Origin of the sequence: Moorena sp. SIO4G3, from assembly GCF_010692305.1 — a bacterium.
In the GTDB taxonomy this organism is placed as follows: Bacteria; Cyanobacteriota; Cyanobacteriia; order Cyanobacteriales; family Coleofasciculaceae; genus Moorena; species Moorena producens_A.
Genome location: NZ_JAAHIG010000477.1, coordinates 1 through 6,053, shown reverse-complemented (window position 1 = coordinate 6,053; position 6,053 = coordinate 1). Strand labels below are relative to the sequence as shown.

General features: G+C 43.9%; 11 protein-coding genes. 3 read left to right on the top strand and 8 right to left on the bottom strand.

Annotated features, from left to right (window positions below):
* Window positions 1–83: 83 nt before the first annotated feature.
* Window positions 84–389 (bottom strand): hypothetical protein, encoded by a 306-nt coding sequence (locus F6J99_RS40510; RefSeq protein ID WP_293121926.1) that lies wholly within the window; start codon window positions 387–389, stop codon window positions 84–86.
* 108 nt (window positions 390–497) lie between these two features.
* On the opposite strand from F6J99_RS40510, the gene F6J99_RS40505 reads away from it, so the two are divergent.
* The 3 genes from F6J99_RS40505 to F6J99_RS40495 all read left to right on the top strand — a co-directional run bounded on the left by F6J99_RS40505 (window position 498) and on the right by F6J99_RS40495 (window position 1,892).
* Window positions 498–761: a hypothetical protein gene (locus F6J99_RS40505; protein WP_293121923.1), complete on the top strand. Its 264-nt coding sequence runs from the start codon at window positions 498–500 to the stop codon at window positions 759–761.
* 320 nt (window positions 762–1,081) lie between these two features.
* Window positions 1,082–1,336, top strand: coding sequence for a hypothetical protein (locus F6J99_RS40500; protein ID WP_293121920.1), 255 nt, complete (start codon window positions 1,082–1,084; stop codon window positions 1,334–1,336).
* Window positions 1,337–1,700: 364 nt separating this feature from the next.
* On the top strand, window positions 1,701–1,892 hold the full coding sequence (locus F6J99_RS40495) for a hypothetical protein (protein WP_293121917.1): 192 nt from the start codon (window positions 1,701–1,703) through the stop codon (window positions 1,890–1,892).
* A gap of 151 nt (window positions 1,893–2,043) precedes the next feature.
* On the opposite strand, the gene F6J99_RS40490 is transcribed toward F6J99_RS40495, so the two are convergent.
* The 7 genes from F6J99_RS40490 to F6J99_RS40460 all read right to left on the bottom strand — a co-directional run bounded on the left by F6J99_RS40490 (window position 2,044) and on the right by F6J99_RS40460 (window position 5,370).
* Window positions 2,044–2,265, bottom strand: a complete 222-nt coding sequence (locus tag F6J99_RS40490; protein ID WP_293121914.1) for a hypothetical protein — start codon at window positions 2,263–2,265, stop codon at window positions 2,044–2,046.
* Between the two features lie 477 nt (window positions 2,266–2,742).
* Window positions 2,743–2,925 carry a hypothetical protein gene (locus F6J99_RS40485; protein WP_293121910.1) on the bottom strand — a complete coding sequence of 61 codons (183 nt, stop codon included), beginning with the start codon at window positions 2,923–2,925 and terminating at the stop codon, window positions 2,743–2,745.
* A gap of 136 nt (window positions 2,926–3,061) precedes the next feature.
* Window positions 3,062–3,319: a hypothetical protein gene (locus F6J99_RS40480; protein ID WP_293121907.1), complete on the bottom strand. Its 258-nt coding sequence runs from the start codon at window positions 3,317–3,319 to the stop codon at window positions 3,062–3,064.
* Between the two features lie 172 nt (window positions 3,320–3,491).
* Window positions 3,492–3,701, bottom strand: a complete 210-nt coding sequence (locus tag F6J99_RS40475; RefSeq protein ID WP_293121904.1) for a hypothetical protein — start codon at window positions 3,699–3,701, stop codon at window positions 3,492–3,494.
* 780 nt (window positions 3,702–4,481) lie between these two features.
* On the bottom strand, window positions 4,482–4,634 hold the full coding sequence (locus tag F6J99_RS40470) for a hypothetical protein (RefSeq protein WP_293121900.1): 153 nt from the start codon (window positions 4,632–4,634) through the stop codon (window positions 4,482–4,484).
* A gap of 35 nt (window positions 4,635–4,669) precedes the next feature.
* Window positions 4,670–4,834: a hypothetical protein gene (locus F6J99_RS40465; protein ID WP_293121897.1), complete on the bottom strand. Its 165-nt coding sequence runs from the start codon at window positions 4,832–4,834 to the stop codon at window positions 4,670–4,672.
* Between the two features lie 272 nt (window positions 4,835–5,106).
* Window positions 5,107–5,370, bottom strand: coding sequence for a hypothetical protein (locus tag F6J99_RS40460; protein WP_293121894.1), 264 nt, complete (start codon window positions 5,368–5,370; stop codon window positions 5,107–5,109).
* Window positions 5,371–6,053 lie beyond the last annotated feature (683 nt).

The following is a 6,053-nucleotide window of genomic DNA, read 5'->3' as shown; positions in this document are numbered from 1 at the left end:
GGGGAGGTGTGGGGAGGTGGGGAGATGGGGCGGGGGGGCGGGGAGATGGGGAGATGGGGAGATGGGGAGATGGGGAGATCTGATCAGAGTAGGTTTTTAAGAAAGACATGAGTCTGGGGTGACTGGGTGTGGTGTGACTGGAAGGGATGCAGGGCTACTCCGGAGTGTTTGATAGATGCGATCGCTTTTGTGTTGGTGAAATGGTACAGTCCATTTTCCCCACCCCGACTGGGATCTCCGGAGTGTTTGATAGATGCGATCGCAAAAGTGTTGATGAAATAGTTCAGTGAATTTTCCCGGCATTGGTGAATTTTGGGATGAACATCAGTGGAGTGGGCATCCTGCCTGCCCAACAATATATTGAAACTGGCAAGATGCCAGTTCCACACAAGATGCCTGTTCCACGCCTGATGCCGATTCTACTGGGTTATTTATGGGTAAGCTTTTGTGTTGGTGAAATAGTTCAGTGAATTTTCCCGGCATTGGTGAATCTTGGGATGAACATCAGTGGAGTGGGCATCCTGCCTGCCCAACAATATATTGAAACTGGCAAGATGCCAGTTCTACCCCTGATGCCAGTTCCACACAAGATGCCTGTTCCACGCCTGATGCCGATTCTACTGGGTTATTTATGCGATCGCGAAAGTGCTGGTGAAATAGTCCAGTCAAATTTCCCCACCCCTACTCCCATTTCCCGACTCCCGATTCCCGACTCCCGACTCCCTAATTTATTAGTAATTAACCATTTTGTTGAAACTTAAACTGTAAGCATTCAGCCGTCAGCCGTCAGCCGTCAGCCGTGAGCTAAAAGCTCACGCTACGCGAACAGCTTAAAATAAACCTAGAACGATAAAATTTAATAGTTCCAGATTAATCAGAACTGAAAGTATGGGGAAAATTACATGACTCGTGGCACAGGCTTCGAAGCTGGGATGAATTAGCTGATAGCTGATAGCTGATAGCTGACTACTTACCTTAAACTATTAAGTTATTTAAATTATTTTCAAACATATTTGACATTAACGTCGTCAAATTATACAATAGATATATTGCAATTTTCAGCAAAAGGAAACGAATCATTATGGATCAAAACTTCCTCCCCAACCCTGATGATAATCCCAACCAGCCTAGTGTGCCTAACCCCTCTGGTGAGGAACAGCGACGACGGGAACAAATCAAACATATGTTAATTGGTTCTCCCCAAGCTGTTCGGAACACAATTTCTACACTTTATGCCCTTGGTTACGGGCAGGTGAATGATTGGAGCACACCTCAACCTACTGAAAATCCTGGAGAGGTGATCAGTATTTTGATTCGATATGTGCTGCTAGATTAAGCTAGATTAAGATAGTAAATTGCCAGGGATGCCAATCCCTGGCTAAAACAAAACCTCAAGTGTAAAGGATAATGTAGTGTGTTTTGGATTCCGACAATTGACCGGCTAAGTAAAGCACAACTAATATGATTCGGTGGTGTTACTAGTGGCTTGAGGTGCAGCTAAGCTGTGAAGCGTTGAAAATTGCAATAAAAAATTCGGTCAAGGATTGGCGTTAACCAAAACTTGACCGAATTTTTTTGAAAAAGGGAAGCGGGGGTAAAAACTGAAGTAAATTCCTCTAGACTGCTTGATGTATAGCACTACGCATTAAAGTTAGGACATTGATACAAGCTGAAAACCTTGTGTAGTAAACTTTTGCCTCTTGCCTCTTGCCTCTTGCCTTGCGCGTAGCGCTATATATAGCGTTTATCATAGCTATGAGGTACACATGATTTTTTCCCTCTTCCCCTCCTGGGAGGGGTTAGGGGTGGGTTCCTCTTCCCTCTTCCCTCTTCCCTCTTCCCTGCTCCCTGCTCCCTGCTCCCTACTCCCTGCTCCCTGTACTGTTATGTAACCTCAGGTCAACCTTAAACAAAAACTCCCCCCTTAACCAGATTGGGGGGAGTAATCTTTGAGCACTAATTATCCAGTGCCTTTATAAGCTAGCTGTTGATTGTGTTGCCCAAAGTGAATGTAATTGTCCGAGTGATGCTCGGATAATCACATTAGTGTGAGTGTTCAGGGCAGTGGTGGTGTGTAGGGTAGGGCTTATGTGTATCGGGCTTATGTATATCGGGCTTATGTTTAGCCTTGCGCTTTAGGAGAAATAAGAATCCGAACAATCCAAAAAAACCACCGTTGATTTGGTCCATCGCCACATCTGTATCCTTGAGCTCAGTCAAAAAGCTCTGTGATTCCTGAATATCATTAATTGCAATACGTGCCATTGAGGAAAATCTCCTTATGAATTGGTTTAGTTTGGAACGAAACCACACTCCACCCACTAGAATCCTGGAGATTCTTTTTTAGTTATTAACTCTATAGGCTCCTAGTTGGAGTTACCCATACCTATCATCGAGTTTTGGGATAACCCAAGACCCTAGGGAGTGTTAAGCACCGTATTTATCGTGGTAACCACAAACTTGGTAAGTAAGGGCACCTTGAATAATGCCAAAACAGCTATGTTACCGATGGGGGCACAATTAAAGTTGCCACCCATTTATTTTTTTCGTTCTCTGAAGAGTAGAATAATTCATTTACTGGATAAAATCAAGTCCTAGGGCGGATGAATTATCAAATATGAAGTAAGTATAAATTATGAATTATCAAATATGAAGTAAGTATAAATTATGAAGGATAAACTAGGAATTATGAAGGAGGAATTATGAAAGATGAATTATGAATTATAGCGTTTCTAAAATAGATCAGGTAAAGTCTTTGTTGGCGCTGATTGCCTTTAATATCATGTCGGGATAATTACCCTGTCTTGATGCAAAGCGCGAGTGGGGGAAACCACGGCAGTCGCTCATGGGGGAGACCCCCAAGACCGCGCTGCCTCCCCAAGACCGCGCTGCATCGCTTAATAAAAATCTCCCCCATCTCCCCATCTCCCCATCTCCTCCCACCCTCCCTACCCTTCCCACACTTTCCATTAATTATGGGTATTCAAGCGGACATGATATTAGGGGTGGGTGCCCTCTGCCTTAAAAAGATAAGCATTGTACCTCACCAAAATCAAAATTGCTATATATAGCGGTTTTCAATTCGGTGAGGTACACAGTCCTGGATTTTAGGGAACAGAGGATCTCGCCACAGGGGATCTTGCCACAGAGAAGAGAGAATAGCGATGCCATCGCCAATGGGGTAAACCACACTAATGCGGTCTTGGGCAAGACCCCCAAGACCGCACTGGTTCACGGTTATCTCAAGCACCATTAGCAAGTTCAGGTGACGTGACCTTCCCAAGACTGGGCTGCATCCCTTGTCGAAAATTAGCCCCATCTGGCCATCTATCTTTTACGACAATGAAACAACCCTGCCAATCCTGGGGCAGAAAAGTAAGTTAAAGTCCCCCCCGGTGCCCTTGACCCGTAATTAAATTCGCCACGGGTCGCACCGCAAAGTTGGGGGATAATGGTGGTATTACCAAAACCAGAGGATATAAATTAATACTTCAATCCAGCAAGTTCAGTAAACGACGAAAACGACGGCGGCGGCGGCCAAACGGCTCCGGGAAGAATCCGAATCGGAATGGTCCGAATCCGAATGGTAGGAATGGGAAGAAGGTACCACCGTTGATTTGATCCATCGCCACATCTGTATCGTTGAGCTCAGTCAAAAAGCTCTGTGATTCCTGAATATCATTAATTGCAATACGTGCCATTGAGGAAAATATCCTGATGAATTGGTTTAGTTTGGAACGAAAATTTCCACACTCCACCCACTAGAATCCTGGAGATTCTTTTTTAGTTATTAACTCTATAGGCTCCTACTTGGAGTTACCCATACCTACAATTGAGTTTTGGGATAACCCAAGACCCTAGGGAGTGTTAAGCACCGTGTTTAACCTGGCAACCACAAACTATGGAAGTAAGGGCACCCTGAATAACCCCAAGACAGCTATCTTACCGATGGGGGCACAATTAAAGTTGCCACCCATTTATTTTTTTCGTTCTCTGGAGAGTAGAATAATTCATTGACTGGAGAAAAGCAAGTCTTATGAAGGAGAATATTTTAAATATGAAGGAAGGATAAATTATGAAAATTAAAATATAAAGTAAGCATAAATTATGAAGAAGAAACTAGGAATTATGAAAGATAAATTGTGAAAGATAAATTATGAATTATAGCGCTTATAAAAGCTAGTAATTCTCCAACTCATAAGGTACAATTATCGGGGTTTTAGGGAACAGGCAGCAGGCAGCAGGCAACAGGGAATAGGTAATAAAAAAATCTCTGTACCTCATAGCTATGATAAACGCTATAAATGAAGTACAGTCTTTATTGGCGCTGATTGCCTTTAATATCATGTCGGGATAATTACCCTGTCTTGATGCAATAGCGAGTGGTTTGAATTTACCGTAAGACAGGCTCGCCTTGTCTTGATGCAATAGCGAGTGGGGGAAACCCCCAAGACCGCGCAAATCACGCTAATCAATAAGTTTTACCCCTTTTCTGCATAGCCGACCAACCATAAAGGCTCAACGTAATCAGGTTTGGTCTCCGGGGGAAACCCCCGCATGAAGGCGCTGCATCGCTTAATAAAAATCTCCCCATCTCCCCATCTCCCCATCTCCCCATCTCCCCATCTCCCCATCTCCCCATCTCCCCATCTATTTTTGGCGAGCAATGTTACAGCCCTGCCTCTAATGGGTGAGGTACACAGTCCTGGATTTTAGGGAACAGAGGATCTCGCCACAGGGGATCTCGCCACAGAGAAGAGGGAATAGCAATGCAGTCGCGAATGGGATAAACAACACTAATGCGGTCTTGGGCGAGACCACGGCAGTCGCTCATGGGGGAAACCCCCGCAGGTCGGCGCTGCCTCCCCAAGACCGCACTGGCTCCCCAAGACTGCGCTGTATCCCTTGTCGAGAATTACCCCTATCTGGGCATCTATCTTTTACGACAATGAAACAGCCTTGCCAATCCTGGGGCAGAAAAGTAAGTTAAAGTCCCCCCCGGTGCCCTTGACCCGTAATTAAATTCGCCACGGGTCGCACCGCAAAGTTGGGAGATAATGGTGGTATTACCAAAACCAGAGGATATAAATTAATACTTCAATTCAGCTATCTCCGTCGGCGACGACGAAAGAACGGACGAGGAAAGAACGGACGAGGAAAGAACGGACGAGGAAAGAACGGACCAAAGAACGGACCAAAGAACGGACGAAAGAATAAACCACCGTTGATTTGGTCCATCGCCACATCTGTATCTTTGAGCTCACTCAAAAAGCTCTCTGATTCCTGAATATCATTAATTGCAATACGTGCCATTGAGGAAAATCTCCTGACGAATAGGTTGAGTTTGGAACGAGAATTTGCACACTCCACCCACTAGAACCCTGGAGATTCTTTTTTAGTTATTAACTCTATAGGCTCCTAGTTGGAGTTACCCATACCTATAATCGAGTTTTGGGATAACCCAAGACCCTAGGGAGTGTTAAGCACCGTGTTTATCCTGGCCACCACAAACTTGGGAAGTAAGGGCACCCTGAATAACGCCAAAACAGCTATATCACCGATGGGGGCACAGTTAAACTTGCCACCCATTTATATTTTTTCGTTCTCTGGAGAGTAGAATAATTCATTTACTGGAGAAAATCAAGTCCTAATGAAGGATTAATTATAAAATATAAATTAAATATGAATTATGAAGGATTAATTATGAAGTAAGTATAAATTATGAAGAATAAACTAAAAATTCTAGGGTTTCTAAAATAAATGAGGTAAAATTATTGATTGGCGCTGATTGGCTAGATAGCGTTTCTCATAGCTATGAGGTACAGTCTTGATTGGCGCTGATTGTTTTTAGAGCTTATTACTTCTGGCTTCAACAGAAACTCCCCCCTGAAAGAGATTGGGGGGAGTAATTTTTCTACACTAATGATCCAGTGCATTTATGATGTAGGTGTGGACTGGAGTTAAATTGACCGTGATCTCTATTGCACCATTATTGGTGACAAGTTAAGGAAAATAAGCCCTTGTCAAGGGGGTTTTAGCATTCCCTGAAGTGA

Coding starts and splice junctions, on each gene's coding strand:
- F6J99_RS40470 (WP_293121900.1), bottom strand. CDS start 4,634: ATGGGGAGATGGGGAGATGGGGAGATGGGGAGATGGGGAGATGGGGAG.
- F6J99_RS40485 (WP_293121910.1), bottom strand. CDS start 2,925: ATGGGGAGATGGGGGAGATTTTTATTAAGCGATGCAGCGCGGTCTTGG.
- F6J99_RS40505 (WP_293121923.1), top strand. CDS start 498: ATGAACATCAGTGGAGTGGGCATCCTGCCTGCCCAACAATATATTGAA.
- F6J99_RS40500 (WP_293121920.1), top strand. CDS start 1,082: ATGGATCAAAACTTCCTCCCCAACCCTGATGATAATCCCAACCAGCCT.
- F6J99_RS40465 (WP_293121897.1), bottom strand. CDS start 4,834: ATGAGCGACTGCCGTGGTCTCGCCCAAGACCGCATTAGTGTTGTTTAT.
- F6J99_RS40475 (WP_293121904.1), bottom strand. CDS start 3,701: ATGGCACGTATTGCAATTAATGATATTCAGGAATCACAGAGCTTTTTG.
- F6J99_RS40490 (WP_293121914.1), bottom strand. CDS start 2,265: ATGGCACGTATTGCAATTAATGATATTCAGGAATCACAGAGCTTTTTG.
- F6J99_RS40480 (WP_293121907.1), bottom strand. CDS start 3,319: ATGGGGCTAATTTTCGACAAGGGATGCAGCCCAGTCTTGGGAAGGTCA.